This is a genomic window from Methyloceanibacter sp. wino2 (assembly GCF_003071365.1).
In the GTDB taxonomy this organism is placed as follows: Bacteria; Pseudomonadota; Alphaproteobacteria; order Rhizobiales; family Methyloligellaceae; genus Methyloceanibacter.
Genome location: NZ_CP028960.1, coordinates 399,887 through 418,562, shown reverse-complemented (window position 1 = coordinate 418,562; position 18,676 = coordinate 399,887). Strand labels below are relative to the sequence as shown.

The window sequence follows — 18,676 nt, the reverse complement described above, 5'->3', positions numbered from 1 at the left end:
TTGGAGACGCCTGGGAAGGGATATGCCCAAGCGAGTAGATCATCCGATCATCCTCGGAATCGTGGGTGATTCTGCGTCTGGAAAGACGACCTTGTCGGCCGGAGTCGCACAGATTCTGGGCGAGGAGCATTGCTCGGTCTTTTGCACGGACGATTACCACTGCTTTGAGCGGAAGGAGCGGAACGACGCCGGTCTCTCCGCCCTCGACCCGCGCGCGAATTACATCGACGTCCTCGAGCAGCACCTGCGGCTCTTGCGCAAAGGCGAGCCGGTCCTGAAGCCCGTCTATTGCCACCACAACGGGACTCTGGGGCGTCCGCGCTATTTCAGACCGACCGAGTTCGTGATTGTGGAAGGCCTGCTCGGCTACAGCACGCGCGCCATGCGGGACTGCTACGACGTGAAAATCTACCTCGATCCGGTCGACGACCTGAGGATCAAGTGGAAGATCCACCGGGACACGACGAAGCGGAACTACAAGCTGGAGGACGTTGTCGCCTCTCTCGAACGGCGAAAGCGTGACAGCTCGAAATTCATTCATCCGCAGCGCACGTTCGCCGATATCGTCATCCGGTTCCTGCCGCCTCAGGAGCTGGACGACACTGATACCCATCTCAGCGTGCGGCATCTTTTGCGGCCCACATTGCCGCACCCGGACTTCTCGCCGCTGTTCGACGGCAGCAGCAATGCGGGCCTGCATCTCGAGCTCGCGCGCGATAGGGATGGAAAACCCGTCGACGTACTTGAGATCAACGGCAATATCTCCGACAAGAGAGCCGAGCGGATCGAGGATCTGCTCTGGAATCTCATCCCGGAGGCGGGTCACTTGCGCGACCAGGTCGGTCGTATCGATATCGCCAACGGAGCCAATGGCGCGCGTAAGAGCCACCCGCTGGCGCTGACCCAGCTTCTCGTGGGCTATCACGCGGTCAAGGCGGCGATGGGCGTTCGCGCTTACTAGGCGTTGGACGCGTCACAACAACACGGGGCTAGGGGCCATCGATGCAGGATCAGGCAGTGGCGGATGTGACACATAAGGATATGGCGAACGCTATCCGGGCGCTTGCCATGGACGCGGTGCAGAAGGCGAATTCCGGCCACCCCGGCATGCCGATGGGCATGGCCGATGTCGCCACGGTCCTTTTCACGCAGTTCCTGAAGTTCGACGCCGCTCACCCCGACTGGCCGGACCGGGACCGGTTCGTGCTCTCGGCGGGCCATGGCTCGATGCTGCTCTATGCGCTGCTCTATCTGACCGGCTATCCGGACATGGATATCGGCGAGATCGAGCGCTTCCGCCAGCTTGGCGCCCGCACTGCCGGCCATCCCGAATACGGCCATGCACCCGGCATCGAGACGACGACGGGCCCGCTGGGGCAGGGGATCGGCAATGCGGTGGGCATGGCCCTCGCCGAGCGTCTGCAGAACGCCCATTACGGCGACGACATCGTCAGCCACTTCACCTATTGCCTGGCCGGTGACGGCTGCCTGATGGAAGGCATCAGCCAGGAGGCGATCTCGTTCGCCGGGCATTTGAAGCTCGGCCGGTTGATTGTCCTCTTCGACGACAACCAGATTTCGATCGACGGTTCGACGGACCTTGCCGTCAGCGACGATCAGCTGCAGCGCTTCGGCGCCTCCGGTTGGCACACGGCGGCCGTGGACGGTCACGATGCGGAAGCGGTGGCGCTCGCCATCGAGAATGCGCGCAACGTCACCGATCAACCCTCCATCATCGCCTGCCGCACCGTGATCGGTTACGGCGCGCCCAACAAGCAAGGCACGTCCTCGACCCACGGCTCGCCGCTGGGCGATGAGGAGATTGCCGGCGCGCGCGAAGCGCTGGGCTGGCCGCATCCCCCGTTCGTGGTGCCGGACGAGATCCTCGCCGTTTGGCGCGAGGCGGGCCAGCGCAACCGGGCCGCGTTTGAGCGCTGGACGGAAGCGGCCGCAAAACTGGATACGGACGAGCGCACCCATCTCGTCGACCCCGTGGATACGAAGGTGGCCGCGGCCATCTCCGAGGCCGTTGCCGGCATCAAGGCCGATTTCGCCGCCGAAGGCGCGAAACTGGCCACGCGGCAGTCTTCGCAGAAAGTGCTCGAGCGCCTCGTTCCCGTCGTGCCGGGCCTGGTCGGCGGTTCGGCGGACCTCACCGGTTCCGTCGGTACACTGACGAAACAGCACGGCATCGTGAAGACGGGCGACTTTTCCGGGAACTACATTCACTACGGCGTGCGCGAGCACGCCATGGGCGCCGCGATGAACGGCATGGCCCTTCACGGGGGGATCGTGCCCTATGCCGGCACCTTCCTGGTGTTCTCCGACTACTGCCGTCCCGCGATCCGGCTTTCGGCGCTGATGGAGCAGCGTGTGGTCTATGTGATGACCCATGATTCCATCGGGCTCGGCGAGGACGGTCCGACGCATCAGCCGGTCGAGCAATTGGCCGCGCTCCGGGCCATTCCCAATCTCAACGTGATGCGCCCGGCCGACTCGGTGGAATGCGCCGAGTGCTGGGACATCGCGCTCAAGTCCAAGTCCTCGCCCGCGATCATGACACTGACGCGTCAAGGCCTGCCACTGCTGCGGACGGCGCCTACCAACGAGAACCTCTGCGCCCGGGGGCGTACGTCCTAATCGAGCCGGACGGCGGACGCGACGTCACCTTGCTCGCAACCGGATCGGAAGTCTCGCTGGCCGTCGAGGCGGCGAAGCTCCTAGACGGTGAGGGGGTCAAGGCCGCGGTCGTATCCATGCCCTGTTGGGAGCTGTTCGAAGCCCAGGATGCGGCCTACAAGGACGCCGTCCTGGGGTCGGCGCCGCGCGTGGGCGTGGAGGCGGCTGTCGAGTTCGGCTGGCAGGAATGGCTGGGCCCGAAGGGGGCCTTCGTCGGCATGCGCGGATTTGGTGCTTCCGCCCCGGCTGGAGAACTCTATAAGCATTTCGGTATCACGCCCGAGGCCGTTGCGGCCGCGGCGCGCGAACTCATTGTTTAAGTCATAGATACGTAAAGGGTAGGGAGGTTATGGCCACACCACGCGTTGCCATTAATGGATTTGGCCGGATCGGCCGTTTGACGTTCCGGGCCTTCATGGAGGCCGGCCGCGACGATCTCGACTTCGTGGCGATCAATGATCTCGGCTCGGCCGATATGAACGCCTTGCTGCTCGAGTACGATACCGTGCACGGCAAGTTCCCGGGCGAGATCTCCGTGGACGGCAGCAGCCTCCGCGTCAATGGCAAGGACGTTGCGGTTCTGGCCGAGCCCGATCCCGAGCAACTGCCGTGGGACGAGCTTGGCGTCGACATCGTCATGGAATGCACCGGCCGCTTCACCAAGCGCGAAGCCGCCGCTCAGCATCTGAAGGCAGGCGCGAAGCGCGTGCTCGTGTCTGCGCCATGCTCGGGCGCCGATCTCACCGTCGTCTATGGCGTCAACGACCAGAAGCTCACCGAGGCCGACGTCGTGGTGTCCAACGCGTCCTGCACCACCAACTGCCTCGCCCCCGTGGCGGAAGTCCTGCACAAGTTGGTTGGCATCGAGCGCGGCTACATGACCACGATCCATGCCTACACGGGCGATCAGCGGACGGTGGATACGCTCCACAAGGATCCGCGCCGGGCCCGCGCGAGCGCCGCGAATTTGATCCCGACCTCGACCGGCGCGGCGAAGGCAGTCGGCCTTGTCCTGCCTGAGCTCGAAGGCAAGCTTGATGGCGCCTCCATCCGCGTGCCGGTGCCGAATGTGAGTCTCGTCGACCTCACGTTCCAGGCGGGCCGCAAGACCAGCGCGGACGAGATCAACGAAGCCATGGCGGAAGCTGCCTCCAAGGCGCCGCTGCTCGGTGTGCTCGGCATCAACGACAAGCCTCTCGTGTCGTCGGACTTCAATCACAGCCCGCTCAGCTCCGTGTTCGACGCGACCGGCACCCAGGTGATCGACGGCACGTTCTGCCGTGTCGTTGCCTGGTACGACAACGAATGGGGCTTCTCCAATCGCATGAGCGACACCGCCGTCGCGATGGGACGCTTGCTATGACGTCAGGGAACGGCATGGCGGACATCGACCTCGCCAGCATCAAGACCATCGACGGGCTTGATGTGGCGGGGAAGCGTGTCCTTGTCCGTGCCGATCTCAACGTGCCTGTCGAAGATGGAGCCGTCGCGGACGCGACGCGCATCGAGCGTGTCCTGCCGACGATCGAAGCCCTGCGGAAAGCAGGAGCGAAAGTCGTTCTGATGTCGCATTTCGGCCGCCCGAAGGGCGAGCGCTCACCCGAGACGTCGCTCAAGCCGGTCGCCACGAAGCTCGCCGAGCTTCTGGGTGCGGACGTCACGTTTCTCGATGACTGCATCGGCCCCGACGTCGAGGCCGGGATCGCGTCGCTCAAAGACGGTGATGTCGTGCTGCTCGAGAATTTGCGCTACCACGCCGGCGAGACCAAGAACGATATCGGCTTTGCCAAGCAACTCGCCGCTCTCGGCGACATCTATGTGGACGATGCGTTTTCCTGCGCCCATCGCGCCCATGCCTCCGTGGAGGCCATCGCGCGTCTCATGCCTGCTTATGCGGGGATGGCGATGATGGCCGAGATCAATGCCCTGAGTGCCGCGCTGGAAAACCCGAAGCGTCCCGTGATGGCCGTGGTCGGTGGCGCCAAGGTCTCCACCAAGATCGAGGTGCTGACCAATTTGGCGCAGCGCATGGACATGATCGTGGTTGGCGGCGGCATGGCCAACACCTTCCTCTTCGCCGACGGTATCGACGTGGGCAAGTCTCTGTGCGAGCCGGACTTCGTCGACACCGTCAAGGAGATCACCGAGAAGGCCAAGGCATCCGGGTGCGAGATCGTGCTGCCGGTCGACGTCGTGGTTGCGAAGAGTCTGGCCGAGGATGTCGAAACATCCGTGTGCGGTGTCGATGAGATTCCGGACGACGCGCTGGCACTGGATCAGGGACCGAAGAGCGTCGAGCTGCTGATTGAAAAGCTCGAAGGCGCTCACACAATTCTTTGGAACGGCCCGCTCGGCGCGTTCGAGATCGCACCCTTTGGCGCGGCGACCTTTGCGCTTGCGACAGAGGCGGGCGCCCGGACGAAAGCCGGAAAACTCATTTCTGTCGCCGGAGGCGGCGATACGGTGCGCGCGCTCAACATGGCGGGCGCGGCGGACAACTTCACCTATATCTCGACGGCCGGTGGGGCCTTCCTCGAGTGGCTCGCCGGTGAGCAATTGCCGGGCGTCGCCGTTCTGGCAGACTGCGCAACGCCGCCCCAGTCGGCGGTGGCGTGACCATGCCGGGCGAGATCGTCATCGCGCCGTCGATCCTGTCGGCTGATTTCGCCAAGCTCGGCGCGGAAGTCGAGGCGATCGACCGCGACGGGTGCGACTGGGTCCATCTCGATGTGATGGACGGTCACTTCGTGCCGAACATCACCTTCGGTCCGGATGTAGTCGCCGCGCTTCGTCCGCACTCGGACAAAATCTTCGACACGCATCTGATGATCGCGCCGTGCGATCCTTATCTCGAGGCGTTCGCGAAGGCCGGTTCCGACATCATCACGGTGCATGCGGAAGCGGGCCCCCATCTGGACCGATCGCTGCAGCACATCCGCAGCCTGGGCAAGAAGGCGGGTGTGAGCCTCACGCCGTCCACGCCGGAGGGCGCCATCGAGTACGTGCTTGACAAGCTCGACCTCGTTCTGGTGATGACCGTCAATCCGGGCTTCGGCGGCCAGACTTTCATTCCGGCGCAGCTCGAAAAGATTCGCGCCATCCGCAAGATGATCGGCGAACGCCCGATCCATCTGGAAGTCGATGGCGGCGTGAATGTCGACACCGCCGGGCTCGTCGCCGAGGCCGGCGCCGATGCGCTCGTGGCGGGCTCCGCCGTATTCAAGGACGGCGACTACGCGAAGAACATCGCCGCCATCCGCGCAGCCGCCAAAGCGGGCGTCGCCGCCTGATGTCACACCTCCAGCCGTGCCAAGCCGTCATCTTTGATCTCGACGGCACGCTTGCAGACACGGTGGGGGACCTTACGCTGGCTATCGAGAGAACACTGGCCGATTTCGGCCTGCCGCCCCATCCTGAGGATGTGGTCCAGGGCATGGTGGGAAACGGCCTCAGGAAACTGGTCGACCGCGCCTTCGCAGAGCATGGCGTGACCCTCGACGATGCGGAGCACCAGAAGGCATTCGCGCGGCTGCTGGTGCACTACAGCGACGATCCCTTCGAGAACTCGAAACTGTACCCGGGCGTCCGTGAGACGCTGGAGCAGCTCAACGCGGCGGATATCGAGTGCGCGGTGCTGACCAACAAGATGGAGCCAATCGCCCACGATGTCCTCGAGGGGCTCGGGATTGCCGGATTGTTCAAGGTGGTGCATGGCGAAAAGGATGGGCGCCCGCGCAAACCCGATCCCGCCAGCGCTCTCGAACTCATTCAGGTACTCGGCACGGAGCCTGAGACGACGCTCCTCGTGGGCGACAGCCAGACCGATCTGAAAACGGCGCGTGCGGCCGGGCTACGGTCGGTCCTGGTCTCGTATGGGTACTCCACGGTTCCGGTTACGACGCTCGAACCGGACGCCGTCATCAACCATCTTCACGACTTGGTGGGCGGTCTTGCTCTTGCCCCGGAAGCGGACTAGCACAGGCCTATGGACGTCACCTATTACGGCGCGCTTCTGGCAGGCTTTCTGAGTTTCCTCAGCCCATGCGTCCTGCCACTGGTTCCGCCTTATCTATGCTTCCTCGGCGGCACCACGTTCGACCAGCTCACCGGCGAAGACGAAACCCCAGCCCATGTCTACCAGACGGTGGTCTTGTCCTCCGTCGCGTTCGTGCTGGGCTTCACCACGGTCTTCGTGATTCTCGGCGCCACGGCGACGGCCTTGGGGTCGCTCGTGGTGACCAACCTGCCGATCCTGTCGAAGATCGCGGGCGTCGTGATCATCATCGCCGGCCTGCATTTCCTCGGGGTCATCCATATCCCCATTCTCCATCGCGAAGCGCGCTACCACGCCGACACGCGTCCCGCGGGCCTGTTCGGCGCCTATGTCATCGGCCTTGCCTTCGCTTTCGGCTGGACACCGTGCATCGGTCCCGTGCTCGGCGCGATTCTGGCGGTGGCGGCTGGCGAGTCGACCGTCAGCAAAGGCGTGAGCCTGCTGTTCGTCTACTCGCTGGGGCTCGGTATTCCCTTCATCTTGGCCGCCGTGGCGGTGAAGCCGTTCATGAAGGCCCTCGGGCGCTTCAAGAAGCACTTGGGCAAGGTCGAGAAGATCATGGGCGGCCTTCTCGTCTTGACCGGCATCCTTTTCCTGACGGACTCCATGACACTCATCGCAGGCTGGATCCTGCAGGCCTTCCCGTCTTTGGCGACGATTGGCTGATCCTTCAGCGCGCACGCCGCCGGCGTGCAGGGTCGATACCTGCGCCAGGCCGGCGCGCGCCACTCACTGATTTCCGGGGAACAAAAACAAAATGACAGCAGACAGAACCCTGATTGCACTCACCGTGGCCGGTTCGGATTCATCGGGCGGCGCGGGCATCCAAGCCGATCTGAAGACTTTCTCCGCACTCGGCGTCTATGGCGCGAGCGCGATCACGGCACTGACCGCGCAGAACACACAGGGCGTCGACGATGTCATGGCCGTGCCGCCGGAGTTCGTGCTGGCACAGATGCAGTCTGTCGCGCGCGATCTCGATGTCGGGGCCATCAAGATCGGGATGCTGGCCACGGCCGAGACAGTTGAGGCGGTGGCGACTGGCCTCGACCTGTTCGAAGACGTCCCCGTCGTGCTCGATCCCGTCATGGTGTCGACCAGCGGCGATCTATTGCTCGATGAGGATGCGGTCGGCGTGCTGCGGGACCGGCTCCTGCCGCGCGCGACCGTCGCCACGCCCAATCTCGCGGAATGTGCGGCCTTGCTTGGAGAGCCGCCGGAAAGCCGGGAGCAGATGATGGAAGGCCGTGCGGAGCGGCTGCGGGCCCTCGGGGCGGACGCAGTGCTACTGACCGGCGGCGAATCCATGGCCGAGACGGCGCTCGACATTTTCGCCGACGCGAACGGCGTTCAAAGGATCGAGGCGCCCCGCCACGAGACCCAAAATACACATGGCACCGGCTGCACGCTGTCCTCGGCGATTGCCGCGGAGCTCGCCAAGGGCGAGACCGTCGAAAAGGCGGTCAAGCTTGCCAAGATGTATGTCACGGCGGCGATCATCGCCGCGGACGAGATTCATGTTGGGCAGGGCGCCGGGCCGCTGCACCACTTCCACGCCTTCTGGCAGAAGCCGTCGTAGGGTGCCGCCTAGCTTTCGGCGACCACGACCGAGTGCTGTTCGCCGAGGCCTGAGATGCGCAGCACCATGTCGTCGCCCGGCTTGAGGAACACGCGCGGGTTCCGCGCCATGCCCACGCCTGGCGGCGTGCCCGTGACTACGACGTCGCCGGGAACCAGCGTCATGTACTTGCTGATATAGCTGACGAGTTCGGCCACGGAGAAGATCATGGTCGAGGTATTGCCCGTCTGCATGCGCTCGCCGTTGAGATCCATGGTGAGATCGAGATTCTGCGGATCGGGAATCTCATCCGAAGTGACAAGCCACGGACCGAGCGGACCGAACGTCTCGTAGCTTTTGGCCTTGATCCATTCGCCGGGGCCGCCCTTCTGAAGGCTGCGCTCGGACACGTCGTTGCCGATGCAATACCCGGCCACATAGTCGAGCGCGGTCTCGACGGGCACGCGTTTCGCGGTGCTGCCGATGATGAAGCCGAGCTCCACCTCGTAGTCCATGCGTTTGAAGTCCGCGGGCGCCAAGACCTGATCGTTCGGGCCGCAGATCGAAGAGGTCGCCTTCACGAAGACGATGGGCACTTCGGGGATGGGCAGGCCGGTCTCTTCGGCGTGGTCGCGGTAGTTCAGCCCGATGCCGAAGAACTTGCGGACATTGCCGACCGGTGCGCCGAGACGGGGATTGCCGTCGACGAGCGGGAGGGACGCGGGATCGATCTCGCGCAGGCGCTGCAGGCCCGCCGGCGTGAGGACCTCGTCCGCGATGTCGTCCACGACGCCGGACAGGTCACGAATGGCGCCATTGGCATCCAGAATGCCGGGCTTCTCCTGCCCGAGTTCACCGTAACGTACGAGCCTCATCGTCTCCCCCGCGAGAATGTTTGGGGCATGATGCACATGGCGTTGAGCCGTGCAACGCCGGGAACGCGAATTTCTTCGCCGCCACGAGCCTCATCGATAGGAACGATTGAAGGACGCCGAAACGTCCGCAAAAAGCTCTCCGTGGCCGTCTCGTCGGAGGCCGTTGCGCATTTGCCACAAGACCGTCGAAAGATTTCCCCCTTGAGCGCATGCATGAGCCCCCGGCACGACCAAAATTCGGACAGAGACGCCCCGGGGCCTCGCTCGCAATGAATACATAAAGCATTGAATTATAAGGACTAATAGAGCCATGATGGACGCGGGAACGGCGCCTTTTGCATTTCCGCAACACTGCGACAGCGAAGTGCATTCATAGTGCTTCGCTTTGTTGAAGCGTCGCGCCGCCCTGGGATAGCTTTGCATCACACCACGGGGGACGGGCTGGGGGGCCTTCTTCTCCCGAAGAAGAACGAAGCGGGTGACACCGCGAGGAATTTGAGCGACGGCTCAGGAACAAAATGGGGGGCGAGTCGAGACCTCATGAAGGCTTTACGCCTTCAGCTTTCGGCTCGTTCGCAGGGAAGACCGGCCCGGCTTTGCCCGGGCCGGTTCTTTTTTGCCCAATCGCAATCGTCGCCGCCGCAACCCTCAATGCTATACACCGAGCTTCGCCAGGGTCCGCTCGATAGCCCCGATATAACTGCCGCCGAACAGCCGCACATGCACGAGCGTCGGATACAGATTGTAAATGTCCCGCCGCAAATCGTGAAAGCCGGGCTCTAGCGGCAAAATCTCTTCATAGGCCTCGAAGAAGGCGCGCCCGAACGTCCCGAACATGGTGGTGAAGGCCAGTTCGATCTCGGGATGACCGTAATAGATGGCCGGATCGACGAAGCCGGCGATGCGATCGCCCTTGACCAGCACATTGCCTGTCCAAAGGTCGCCATGGAGAAGGCTGGGATGGGAGGGCTCGGCGAGATACTCGCCGAGAACGGCCGCCAGCCGCTCGATCCGGCCGTAGAGGGGAAGGGGCAGGGTGCCTTCATCGCGCGCGGCCTGCGCCATATGGAGCAGGCGATGATCGCGGAAGAAGGGCACCCACTTTTCACTCAGCGGATTCGGCTGATGCAACGGGCCGATCAGTGTGTCGTAGGCAAACCCGAACCGATCGCGCGGCGTGGCATGGAGCTGTGCCACCAGCGTCGCCGCATGGCGTTCCACAGCGGGCGTAATGGACCCGCCGTCGTTATCAATGAAGTCCATCACCAGGAGATCGGCTTCGGCCGCATAGACGTGCGGCACGGGCAGCTCCGACAGGCGCGCCAGATCGGCAAGCATGGCGCCTTCGAGTGCAAGGCTGGGACCGCGTGTCGAATCGCTCGTGCGCGCTTTGACGGCGACCCGGCGCCCGTCGCTCAGTGTGGCCACCAATCCGGTCAAACCGAAGCCGGCCGAGAGGGGAGCGCGCGACACCACGCGGGCACCGAGAATCGTGTCCAGGCGATGGTTTAGCAGGGCGTCGGGATCGTCCATTTCAACTGCGATTTTTGGTCGTACACAGATCGTATGCAATGTCACAACGCTGATACAAAACCAGCTTATTCGCCGATTTACTATGTTGGACACGCGCAGGGAAGAAGAGGAGCCGTCCGACGCTGGCGTCCAGCGTTATCGTGCTCTTTTTATTTCGGACATCCACCTTGGCACCAAGGCTTGCCAAGCAGAAGCGTTTCTGGACTTCCTGAAGACGCACAAGGCGCCGAAAATTTATCTTGTCGGCGACATCGTAGACTTCTGGCGCATCCGGCGCGGGGTCTATTGGCCGCAGCCCCATAACGACGTCCTGCAGAAGCTGCTCCGCGAGGTCCGCAAGGGCACTGACCTCGTCTACATTCCCGGCAATCACGACGAAGCCATGCGCGAGTATTGCGGGTCCCAGTTCGGCGGCATCGCCATCGAGCGGCAGACCGTCCATACCGGTGCGGACGGGCGGCGCTATCTGATCATGCATGGCGACGAGTTCGATGTCGTGGTGCGCTACGCCAAATGGCTGGCCTTCCTTGGAGATTGGGGCTATGTCACCGCGCTGTGGTTCAACACCCACCTGAACGCGGTACGCCGGTGGTTCGGCATGCCTTATTGGTCGCTTTCGGCCTATCTCAAGTACAAGGTCAAGCGCGCCGTGAATTTCATTGGTGAGTTCGAGCACGCGTTGGTACAGGAAGCGCGCCGGAGTGGCGCCCAAGGCGTAATCTGCGGACATATTCACCATGCCGCTATGCGTCAGGTAGAAGACGTGGTTTATATCAACACGGGCGATTGGGTCGAGAGCTGCACGGCAGTCGTCGAGACCGAAGAAGGAGTCTTCCAGATCATCCGTTGGAATCCTCATACTGGTGTGCGTGAGCCCGAGACTTCCTCCAAGGAGCTTGAGGCGGCCGCCTAATGCACGTTCTCGTCGTCACCGACGCCTGGTACCCCCAGGTCAACGGAGTTGTGCGCACCTACGAGCGGCTTGCGCAGGAAATTCCCAATTTTGGCGCGGAAATCAGCTTCCTCGTTCCGTCGCAGTATCGCACGCTTCCTTGCCCCACCTATCCTGAGATCCGGCTCGCGCTAGCGACGCCGGGCATGGTCGACCGCTACATCGAAAGCGTCGGGGCGGACTTCGTTCACATCGCGACGGAAGGGCCGCTCGGTCTTTTGGCGCGCCGCCATTGCCGCAAGAACAAGCGGCCGTTCACCACGAGCTATCACACCCGCTTCCCCGAATATGTCTCGGCGCGCCTGCCTGTGCCCGAATCCTGGTGCTACAGCTTCCAGCGCCGCTTCCACAATAGCGGGGCCGGCATGTTCGTGGCCGCACCTTCGGTAGAGGAGGATCTCGGGGCCAAGGGGTTCAAACGCATGATGCGCTGGACGCGCGGCGTCGACGTGGATCTGTTCCGGCCGCAAAACGTGCGGCTGTACGGCGACGGCCCCGTCTTCATGTATGTGGGCCGCGTGTCCGTCGAGAAGAATATCGAGGCTTTTCTGAAGCTCGATCTTCCCGGGCGCAAAGTCGTTGTCGGCGGGGGCCCGCAGCTGACCGAGCTCCAGCGCGCCTACCCGGATGTGCACTTCACCGGTCCCAAGGAAGGCGAGGAGCTTGCCGCGGCCTACGCCTCCGGCGATGTCTTCGTCTTTCCCAGCCTTACGGACACGTTCGGCCTGGTGCTCCTGGAAGCCCTGGCATGCGGGGTCCCGGTGGCGGCCTATCCCGTCCACGGGCCCAAGGACGTCGTGACCGACCCGACCGCCGGCGTGCTCCATAGCGACCTGCAGACGGCGGCGCTGCAGGCCCTGGACCTCAACGGCGAGGATGCCCGGTCCCATGCCTTGAACTTCAGCTGGGAAAACTCGGCACAGCAGTTCCTGGATAATGTGCTGGCGGCCCATAATCTCGGCCTGCCCGAGCGGCGGCGTCTCTTGCCCCGCCTGCGCCCCAGCCGCTTGATGCGTAAGAAAACAGCGGCCTAAGCAGCCTCTCCGAAAACGCCCCCCAAAAGAAAACGGCCCGGTTGGGGAACCGGGCCGGTGCATATTGTCATGCGTCAGTTTGGGGGACGCGTTGGGGGATCTTGCGTCTTCCTTCAGATGGTTCCGCGTCACGGGGCTTTCAAGGGCGAGCCATATTGATTTTTTGCTCCGGCGGCGCTTGGCCAGCCACAAAAGAAAACGGCCCGGTGGGGGGACCGGGCCGTTCGCATTCGCATGCGTCAGTTTGGGGGACGCGTTGGGGGATCTTGCGTCTCCCATGAGATGGTTCGCCGCCATGGGGCTTTCAAGGGCGCGGCGAATTAATTTTTCGGTCCGGCGACGCTTGGCCAGCCACAAAAGAAAACGGCCCGGTGGGGGGACCGGGCCGTTCGCATTTTCATGCGTCAGTTTGGGGGACGCGTTGGGGGATCTTGCGTCCTCCCAGAAATGGGCAGGGCCTATAGGCTTTCAAGACCCGACAGACGATTTTTTCCGATATGAGCTTAAGATACTGAAAATATTGACTTAAACGTCACCCGAAAAGCGCCGCGCGTTGTGCGGCGACAAGCGCTTCGAGGGTCAAAGGCTCGGGCCGCTCGAAAGGGCGCGGTCCGTCGGAGAGGAGGGCGGACGCCGTTGGCTCGGTAGGTGCGGGCAGGGTTGTAGATGCTGGCAGCTTAACAAGCGCGGGCTCGTCTGCCGGGGCCGCGTCGTTTGCAGGGACTGGGACGGCCTCTTCGGGCACGAGACGGTTCGTCCGCCGCGGTGTCGGTTCAGATACTGGTTCCAGACCCGCATGAGGATGCTCGTCGCGAGCGGGTTCGCTCTCGTCCACGGTCGCTGCGCCGGCGCGTGTCTGCTGCGGCTCCGTTTCGAAGGCCCCGCTCACGTCGAGAGCCTTAGCAGCATCCAGAAGGTTCTTCGTTTCGTGGTCGCTCCAGTCCTCGATCAACGCATCGATGCGGCGCTCCACGTCGCGCAGCAGGTTCAGGGCATCGGCTGTCTGCTGTCCCGCGATCTCCCGCCGTGCACACGCCGTGTAGATGTCGGCGGCGCGCTCATCCAGCCTGTCGCAACAGTCGAGAGCGACGCCCTGCTCGCGCAGCGCCCATGAAACGCTTTGAATCTCTTCCAGTGCCTCGAGCACATCGGACGTCGCGCGGGCCGAGGCTTCGACGATCTGCTCGAAGGCGCACGGTGCCGCAATCGGATCGGATACCGGGATGTCCACGAGCTGGAGTTCGCCGATCTCCCGCCGCAATTCGCCGATGGTTTCGCTCATCGCAACGAGCTCGGACACGAGGCCATGCGATTGACGAGTCCGTTCCGGCGCGACCGAAGCGGACTCGAGCCGCACGAGCGCGTCCAACAGCAATTTGACTTCCGGTGTGGGGTGCTGACGCGCATAGTCCGCCAAGAATCGGCGGCCAAGCTCGGACCCTCTCAGCGTCGTCTCAAGCGCGGCATATTCCGCATGCTCGGCTGAGCTGGATTGCGGATCGCTGTCGCTTCGAGACAGAGCCTGTGCGGCGCCAGTTGCGCGGTTCAGCATGGTGCAACCAATCTATCTGATTCGATGGTGCACTCGAAGGTAGTCATCGTCCTAAAGGGAATGGTTAACGAACATGGACGGCTTCGCGTCACCTGAGAATGCCACGCAGGCGACGAGCCGTGCTCTCGCTTGGCGTCTGGGCTTTCTCTACGCGGTCCTGTTCCTGATCATCGGCTGCTATCTGCCTTACCTGCCCGTGTGGTTGGAGTGGCGTGGCTTCACGCCCGATCAGATCGCCATCCTGCTCGCGACCCCGCTGTTCGGCCGCATCCTCATCGCGCCTTCGATCAGCTTCGTTGCCGACCTGCTGGGAGACAGACGCTTCGTGCTCATCCTGTCGGCCTGGGGATCAATGATCGCCTATGGCGCGCTCTGGGTCTCGAGCGGCTTCTGGCAAATGTTCTTCGCCATGGTCCTCGTTGCCTTGGCCTCGACCGCGCTGATGCCCTTGACCGAGACGATCGCGATCACCGGTATACGGCGCGCCCGGCTCGACTACGGCAAGGTCAGGCTTTGGGGCTCGCTCAGCTTCGTCGCGGCCAGTCTCGGAGTCGGTGTCGTCATCCAGCAGGCCGGGGCCGGGCTCGTCGTGCCGCTGCTCGTGGGCGCGGCCGCGTTGATGATCGTGGGCACCTATTTCATTCCGCACGACCTTGCGGTGACGCGCCGCGCCAAACCTACAGGCGAGGGGACGCCCCCGCGGCGGCTTCGCTTGTCCGACGCCACCGCACTCATGCGCTCGCCGCTGTTCCTGCTGTTTCTCGTCGCGACCAGTCTCGTGCACGGGAGCCATGCCATGCTCTATGCGTTCGGCTCGCTCCACTGGCGCGCGCAAGGATTCTCCGGCGGCACGATCGGCGCGCTGTGGTCAATCGGCGTCATCGCGGAAGTCCTGCTGTTCGCCGTGTCGGGCCGCATCGTTGGGCGCATTGGTTCGACACGCCTTCTGGTCTTGGCCGGCTTCATGACGGCGCTGCGCTGGAGCCTTATGGCGTTCGACCCGCCGCTGTGGGCGACGGCGATCCTGCAGACGCTGCACGCCATGAGCTTCGGCGCCGCGCACCTCGCCGCCATTCACTTTCTGACTCACGCGATCCCGGAGGATCGCTCCGCCACGGCTCAGGGTCTGTTCTCGGCGGTGGTCGCCGGCCTTGTGATGGGAACGGCCACGTTGCTGTGCGGCCCGCTCTACGCAAGTCTTGGCGGGGAGTCCTACGCGGTGATGGCGGCGATCGCCGCAGTGGGGACGCTCGCTGCGATGCTGCTGCGCAGGCACTGGCATGGCGGCATCGTCGTCGAACACGCAAGGCCGGAGCACCCAGCTTCGGACGCTCAGCCCCAAAGCGCGGGTGAGGGCGGGTAGACGTCTCCGTTCTCATAGGCAAGCGCGGCGCCCCGGTCGCGTGCGAGCAGCAGCGGCCCGTCCAGGTCGACCCAGTCCGCCGTCTGCGCGACGAGGAGGGCCGGCGCCATGGCAAGCGACGTCGCCACCATGCAGCCGACCATGATCTTGAGGCCGTGCGTACGGGCGTGTTCGGACATGCGCAGCGCTTCGGTGAGCCCGCCCGTCTTTTCGAGCTTGATGTTGACGGCGTCGTAGCGGCCGACAAGCTGTTCGAGGCAAGCGCTGTCATGAGCCGATTCATCCGCGCAGATCGGAACGTCATGGGCGATCTCGGCAAGCAGCGCGTCGTGGTCCGCCGGAAGCGGTTGCTCGACGAGCTCGACCCCTGTTTCGTCCGCCACGGCGAGAAGCGGTTGAAGCTGGTCCGCGCCCCACGCCTCGTTGGCATCGACGATCAGACGGGCATCGGGCACCGCATCCCGGACCGCCCGCATCCGCTCCGCATCGCCATCGCCGCCCAATTTGAGCTTTAACAGCGGATGGGCGGAAGCTTCATGCGCCCGCGCGGCCATGACCGCTGGCGCCCCCAGCGAGATCGTAAAGGCCGTCGGGACCGCCTTGAGGGGCGCCAACCCGATGCGCTCGGCAACCGTCCGTCCCGTCTGCTTGGCTTCAAGATCCCACAGCGCGCAGTCGACCGCGTTGCGTGCGGCACCAGGCGGCAGGAGCCCTTCGAGGCGGGAGCGATCGAGACCGCGGCCGAGCTCAGGGCGCAGGTTTTCCATCGCGGCGACCACGCCGTCGACGCTTTCACCATAGCGGGCATAGGGAACGCACTCGCCCCGGCCGGTCGCGCTGCCGTCGCCCATCTCGGCCACAACCACGACCGCTTCGGTCTTCGATCCGCGCGCGATGGTAAAATTGCCGCGAATAGGCCAGTGTTGCACGCGAACCGAAAGGGTCAGCGGCTTGCCGTCGCCAATACGCTCGGCGGGTTCGCTTCCCATCGCAGCTTTATTTCTCCGTTGTTTTCGGCCAAAACGGTTGCGCTGCCATTTGCGCCGAATGCCACAAAGAAGCTTAGATTCTGAGCCAGGCCAAGCCCTTACATGCTAAAGCGTGACAATCAATTCGTCCTTTCGACCGAAATCGAGGCCCCGGGCTTTCGGGTCGAGTTGCGTGGCACGACGTTTCGCCTGGTTGCCACGGGCGCCTGGACCATCTCCGAAGTCGCGGTTCTGGACGAGGAACTGAAGCGGCTGAAGGTCCCCATCCCTCCGTCATCCGAGTTCACGGGCGAAATGGATATCTCGGGCATCGCCGAGATCGACACGTCCGGTGCCTGGCTCCTGCAGCGCACCGCGTCAGCATGGCAGCGCGGAGGTTTGAAGACGCGCTACGCCGGCGCCACGGATAGCTTCCGTATTCTCATCGAAGAAGTTCATCGCCGCGCGCAATCCGATCTGCCGGAGATCGACGAGGTCCCGCCGCTCCAGCAGTTCGTCGACACGATGAAGACAAGCGCGTCGAGCATCTGGCGAGACACGGTCGCCCTGACCGCGTTTCTTGGCGAGGTTACGTTTGCCGCTGTTCGTGTGGTTCGTGAACCCTGGCGGTTCCGTCCGATCTCCTTCATCCATCATCTCGATCATGCGGGCCTGCGGGCATTGCCGATCATCTTTCTGATCTGCTTCCTGATCGGCGCGGTGGTCATGCAGCAAGGCGTGGTGCAGCTGTCCTACTTCGGGGCCGAGGTCATGGCCGTGAACATGGTCGCGATCCTCTCGCTGCGGGAAGTGGGTATCCTGCTGACGTCGATCATGGTGGCCGGCCGTTCCGGTTCGGCCTTCACCGCGGAGATCGGCTCCATGAAGATGCGCGAAGAGATCGACGCCATGCGTACGCTCGGCATCGATCCCATGGACACGCTTGTCCTGCCGCGCGTCGCCGCACTCATTGTGGCGTTGCCGCTCCTCACCTTCATGGGAGATATCGCCGCGCTCGTTGGCGGCGGCGTCATGGCATGGGTGATGCTCGGACTGGATCCGCCTCTCTACATCGACAAGCTCCAAGAGATCGTCAGTTTCCGGCATTTCATGGTCGGCATGATCAAGGCGCCGTTTGCGGCCGTGATCATCGCACTCGTTGGGTGCCTCGAGGGCTTGCGGGTTGAAGGCAGCGCCGAGTCCTTGGGCGTTCACGTGACCTCCGCCGTGGTCAAGGCGATCTTCCTCGTGATCTGCATCGACGGCATCTTCGCCATGTTCCTCGCGGGGATCGGCCAGTGATCGTCGAGGACGGACGCGAAATCCTGATCCGCGTGCGCGGGCTCGCCAAGAGCTTCGGCACGCATCAGATCTGGGAGTCGCTCAACCTCGATGTGTACCGGGGGGAAATCCTGGCCATCGTCGGCGGCTCGGGCCAAGGCAAGTCCGTGTTGATGCGGGTGATCACGGGTCTGGTGCGACCCGACAATGGGGTCGTCACGCTGTTCGGACAGGAAGAACACACGCTGTCGCCCGAGGCGCGGCTTGCGATCGAACAGCGCTGGGGCATCCTCTTTCAGGACGGCGCGTTGTTCTCGTCTCTCACGGTGTTGCAGAACATCGAGGTCCCCATGCGCGAGCACCTGAACCTGTCGCAGTCGATGATGGACGACCTCGCGTTCCTCAAACTAACGATGGTGGGGCTGCCGCCCGAGGCGGCCCACAAGTACCCATCCGAGCTGTCCGGTGGTATGCGTAAGCGCGCAGGGCTGGCCCGCGCGCTCGCGCTCGATCCTGAGATCGTGTTTCTCGACGAGCCCACGGCCGGTCTCGACCCGATCGGGGCCACGGAGTTCGATCACCTTATTCGCAAGCTACAACAGACACTTGGGCTTACGGTCTATATGGTCACGCACGACCTTGATACGATTTTCACGGTATGCGACAGGGTGGCGGTTCTGGCCGACAAGAAGATCGTCCGGACCGGATCGCCCGAAGAGCTACAAAGCACCCCCGATCATCCGTGGATTGAAGAGTACTTCTGTGGCGAACGCGCGCGCGCCGCGAGCCCTACCGAGGAGCGGCGGGTGGTCAGCTGACCGGCGCCA

At 63.6% G+C, this 18,676-nt stretch carries 16 protein-coding genes and 1 pseudogene; 13 read left to right on the top strand and 4 right to left on the bottom strand.

The genetic code is table 11. The features are described from left to right. The first annotated feature begins 22 nt into the window (after positions 1 to 22). The 8 genes and pseudogenes from DCY11_RS01960 to thiD all read left to right on the top strand — a co-directional run bounded on the left by DCY11_RS01960 (position 23) and on the right by thiD (position 8,312). Positions 23 to 961 (top strand): phosphoribulokinase, encoded by a 939-nt coding sequence (locus DCY11_RS01960; protein ID WP_108681007.1) that lies wholly within the window; start codon positions 23 to 25, stop codon positions 959 to 961. Between the two features lie 41 nt (positions 962 to 1,002). Beyond that, positions 1,003 to 2,999 (top strand): annotated as a pseudogene (gene tkt, locus DCY11_RS01955) (transketolase). Positions 3,000 to 3,028: 29 nt separating this feature from the next. Then, entirely contained in the window at positions 3,029 to 4,042 is a 1,014-nt protein-coding gene (gap, locus tag DCY11_RS01950; protein ID WP_108681005.1) for a type I glyceraldehyde-3-phosphate dehydrogenase, read from the top strand. Continuing rightward, the gene (gene pgk / locus DCY11_RS01945) at positions 4,039 to 5,295 is read left to right on the top strand and encodes a phosphoglycerate kinase (protein WP_245409423.1); all 1,257 of its coding nucleotides are present in this window, start codon (positions 4,039 to 4,041) and stop codon (positions 5,293 to 5,295) included. The genes gap and pgk overlap by 4 nt, the downstream gene beginning before the upstream one ends. A gap of 2 nt (positions 5,296 to 5,297) precedes the next feature. Further along, positions 5,298 to 5,969: a ribulose-phosphate 3-epimerase gene (rpe, locus tag DCY11_RS01940; protein WP_108681003.1), complete on the top strand. Its 672-nt coding sequence runs from the start codon at positions 5,298 to 5,300 to the stop codon at positions 5,967 to 5,969. After that, on the top strand, positions 5,969 to 6,655 hold the full coding sequence (locus DCY11_RS01935) for an HAD-IA family hydrolase (protein ID WP_108681001.1): 687 nt from the start codon (positions 5,969 to 5,971) through the stop codon (positions 6,653 to 6,655). Before rpe ends, DCY11_RS01935 begins: the two co-directional genes overlap by 1 nt. A gap of 9 nt (positions 6,656 to 6,664) precedes the next feature. Beyond that, positions 6,665 to 7,399 carry a cytochrome c biogenesis CcdA family protein gene (locus DCY11_RS01930; RefSeq protein ID WP_108680999.1) on the top strand — a complete coding sequence of 245 codons (735 nt, stop codon included), beginning with the start codon at positions 6,665 to 6,667 and terminating at the stop codon, positions 7,397 to 7,399. A 91-nt stretch (positions 7,400 to 7,490) separates the two neighbouring features. After that, a complete protein-coding gene (gene thiD, locus DCY11_RS01925) occupies positions 7,491 to 8,312 on the top strand; it encodes a bifunctional hydroxymethylpyrimidine kinase/phosphomethylpyrimidine kinase (protein ID WP_108680997.1) in 822 nt (273 codons plus the stop codon). An 8-nt stretch (positions 8,313 to 8,320) separates the two neighbouring features. Here the strand turns inward: thiD and DCY11_RS01920 are convergent, their stop codons facing one another. Further along, positions 8,321 to 9,166 carry a fumarylacetoacetate hydrolase family protein gene (locus DCY11_RS01920; protein ID WP_108683632.1) on the bottom strand — a complete coding sequence of 282 codons (846 nt, stop codon included), beginning with the start codon at positions 9,164 to 9,166 and terminating at the stop codon, positions 8,321 to 8,323. Between the two features lie 654 nt (positions 9,167 to 9,820). Further along, positions 9,821 to 10,699, bottom strand: coding sequence for a fructosamine kinase family protein (locus DCY11_RS01915; protein WP_108680995.1), 879 nt, complete (start codon positions 10,697 to 10,699; stop codon positions 9,821 to 9,823). 82 nt (positions 10,700 to 10,781) lie between these two features. Here DCY11_RS01915 and DCY11_RS01910 point away from each other — a divergent pair, with 82 nt between their 5' ends. Further along, the gene (locus tag DCY11_RS01910) at positions 10,782 to 11,612 is read left to right on the top strand and encodes a UDP-2,3-diacylglucosamine diphosphatase (RefSeq protein ID WP_069445234.1); all 831 of its coding nucleotides are present in this window, start codon (positions 10,782 to 10,784) and stop codon (positions 11,610 to 11,612) included. Next, positions 11,612 to 12,685: a glycosyltransferase family 1 protein gene (locus DCY11_RS01905; RefSeq protein ID WP_108680993.1), complete on the top strand. Its 1,074-nt coding sequence runs from the start codon at positions 11,612 to 11,614 to the stop codon at positions 12,683 to 12,685. Before DCY11_RS01910 ends, DCY11_RS01905 begins: the two co-directional genes overlap by 1 nt. A gap of 532 nt (positions 12,686 to 13,217) precedes the next feature. Here DCY11_RS01905 and DCY11_RS01900 read toward each other — a convergent pair. After that, positions 13,218 to 14,237: a hypothetical protein gene (locus DCY11_RS01900; protein WP_108680991.1), complete on the bottom strand. Its 1,020-nt coding sequence runs from the start codon at positions 14,235 to 14,237 to the stop codon at positions 13,218 to 13,220. Positions 14,238 to 14,310: 73 nt separating this feature from the next. On the opposite strand from DCY11_RS01900, the gene DCY11_RS01895 reads away from it, so the two are divergent. Then, positions 14,311 to 15,600 (top strand): MFS transporter, encoded by a 1,290-nt coding sequence (locus DCY11_RS01895; protein WP_108680988.1) that lies wholly within the window; start codon positions 14,311 to 14,313, stop codon positions 15,598 to 15,600. Here the strand turns inward: DCY11_RS01895 and dgcA are convergent. After that, positions 15,570 to 16,589, bottom strand: a complete 1,020-nt coding sequence (gene dgcA / locus DCY11_RS01890; protein WP_108680986.1) for an N-acetyl-D-Glu racemase DgcA — start codon at positions 16,587 to 16,589, stop codon at positions 15,570 to 15,572. The genes DCY11_RS01895 and dgcA overlap by 31 nt on opposite strands. A 102-nt stretch (positions 16,590 to 16,691) precedes the next feature. On the opposite strand from dgcA, the gene DCY11_RS01885 reads away from it, so the two are divergent. Both DCY11_RS01885 and DCY11_RS01880 read left to right on the top strand, forming a co-directional pair. Continuing rightward, positions 16,692 to 17,870, top strand: a complete 1,179-nt coding sequence (locus tag DCY11_RS01885) for an ABC transporter permease (protein WP_108680984.1) — start codon at positions 16,692 to 16,694, stop codon at positions 17,868 to 17,870. Beyond that, complete coding sequence (locus tag DCY11_RS01880) at positions 17,867 to 18,667, top strand: ABC transporter ATP-binding protein (protein WP_108680982.1); 801 nt, start codon at positions 17,867 to 17,869, stop codon at positions 18,665 to 18,667. The genes DCY11_RS01885 and DCY11_RS01880 overlap by 4 nt, the downstream gene beginning before the upstream one ends. Positions 18,668 to 18,676: the final 9 nt, after the last annotated feature.